The organism is Shewanella hafniensis, from assembly GCF_019655335.1.
GTDB classification, from domain to species: Bacteria; Pseudomonadota; Gammaproteobacteria; order Enterobacterales; family Shewanellaceae; genus Shewanella; species Shewanella hafniensis.
The window spans coordinates 1-1,815 of the sequence record NZ_BPFD01000165.1 but is presented as its reverse complement, the minus strand read 5'-3'; the positions used below and the strand labels follow the sequence as shown (position 1 = coordinate 1,815).

The window sequence follows — 1,815 nt, the reverse complement described above, 5'->3', positions numbered from 1 at the left end:
TAGGATATTGGCTTCGCGCATCTTGTTGTCCAAGTGTAGTTTTTAGCGAAACCATTTGATCATGCAACAAGATGTGCTTCCACCCTAATTTGATGATTTATTTGTAAATCATCAGGGGATTCTTCAGAGCTTAACCTATGAATACTTTACTTATTTGCCTATTTGTCGCCATGTTATTGCCGTATCTGGCGAAAGGCCCCGTCGCTTGGGCGATGGCCAAGGCGGGCGGTTATGACAATAATCATCCCCGCGCCCAGCAAGCACAGTTAACCGGTTTTGGTGCTCGCGCCTTGGCTGGGCATCAAAATGCCTTCGAATCACTGTTAGTGTTTGGTCTGGCGGTATTAGTGGTTATCGCCACGGGTAAAGTGAACCCCACCACTGAGTGGCTGGCAATCACCCATGTCGCCGCCCGCTTTGTGTATCACATCCTATACCTTGCCAATAAAGGCACCCTACGATCCCTCTCATGGTTTGTCGCTATCTTCAGCGCCTTCGGGATTTTCTTTCAGGCTTTTTAATTTTTGTTATCTAAGGCTGTGAGTGAGTTCTGTTAAATGAATGACCAATAAACGGATCCCAAGGAGCAAGCCTATGTCAAATTCACCACTCACTGTAACCATTGAACAGGTTAAAGAAACAGACTTTTCACTCTGGTTACCACACTGGCGTGATTACCAGACTTTTTACAAAGTGGCACTTTCGGAAGCGATCACTCAAACCACTTGGCATCGGTTTTTTGATCGTCAAGAACCGCTTTATTGCGCGGTTGCGAGGGAGGGCGAAAACCTGCTTGGCTTTGTGCACTTTGTGTTTCATCGTTCCACTTGGGCGGAAACTGAGTATTGCTACCTTGAAGATCTGTTTGTCGCCCCAGCGGCGAGGGGCAAGCTTGTCGGTAAGCAACTGATTGAGTTTGTTCAGCAAGCGGCAAATGAGCGAGACTGTGCGCGCTTGTATTGGCATACACATGAGACGAATCACACAGCGCAAAAACTCTATGATTGGATTGGCCAAAAGTCCGGCATGATTGAGTATCAAATGCCACTCTAGCTAGCTGCCGCGACATCTATTATCTGCCGCTTGATGTGCTAACAATTGAATCCGAATCCTAATGCTAAAGGCTTTCAGCATTAGGATTAGATCTCTATGACTTTGGGTTGTCTTTCAAACTTAATCCTTTGTGCGTTTGTAAATATTGGGGAACTTTAATTCCGCATATCCATTAAGCACTATCATTCCAGTGACACGCAGCAAGTCCGTCCCTGGATGCTCGAACGTGGCATCCATGCCACGGACGGTCACTTCCATGATAGTGCTTAATTTGGTTAACTCCGGTGTATTTTTGATAGCAGATTCTTACCAAAGATTTATGGCTTCCGTTCTTTTTATTTTTCAGCAACTTCGCAGGAGATGTTGTATTCCTTAGACTCTGGCGTTATTAGTCAAAGATTAAGGCATTGCCTATTTGCTCTTTCCTTTCCGATTCTCTGTTATAGATATTCTATTAATTCACGTTTGAAAACCTGATCAAGAGTGTGCTCATATTTAAGCAATTCTTTTGCTAAAGCCCTATCAAAGTTTAAGGCAAACTCAGCGAAGAACTCATCACGCATGTCTCTATTATCAAGTTTTCCATTTATTGTCATTTTTTCAATTTTTTTGATTAAGAATTTAAATTCAATAAATTCTTTTTTAGAGTGAATTGAGTTGTTTAATTCTTCGCCAATTAATATGCATGCATAGTCATTAAAGTTGATGCTACCTTTGAGTAAATCAACAGCGTTCATTTTATCGCCTATATCTGTATAAAGT

Annotated in this window: 4 protein-coding genes; 2 read left to right on the top strand and 2 right to left on the bottom strand. The window is 42.6% G+C overall.

Going from position 1 to position 1,815, the window contains the following annotated elements:
* Positions 1-137 precede the first annotated feature (137 nt).
* A complete protein-coding gene (locus K5Q99_RS21685) occupies positions 138-521 on the top strand; it encodes an MAPEG family protein (RefSeq protein ID WP_011847592.1) in 384 nt (127 codons plus the stop codon).
* Between the two features lie 73 nt (positions 522-594).
* On the top strand, positions 595-1,053 hold the full coding sequence (locus K5Q99_RS21680; protein WP_106649645.1) for a GNAT family N-acetyltransferase: 459 nt from the start codon (positions 595-597) through the stop codon (positions 1,051-1,053).
* 120 nt (positions 1,054-1,173) lie between these two features.
* On the opposite strand, the gene K5Q99_RS21675 is transcribed toward K5Q99_RS21680, so the two are convergent.
* The gene (locus K5Q99_RS21675; protein WP_190272043.1) at positions 1,174-1,311 is read right to left on the bottom strand and encodes a hypothetical protein; all 138 of its coding nucleotides are present in this window, start codon (positions 1,309-1,311) and stop codon (positions 1,174-1,176) included.
* Between the two features lie 182 nt (positions 1,312-1,493).
* On the bottom strand, positions 1,494-1,815 hold a 322-nt coding region (locus tag K5Q99_RS21670; protein ID WP_220778107.1), incomplete at its 5' end, for a hypothetical protein.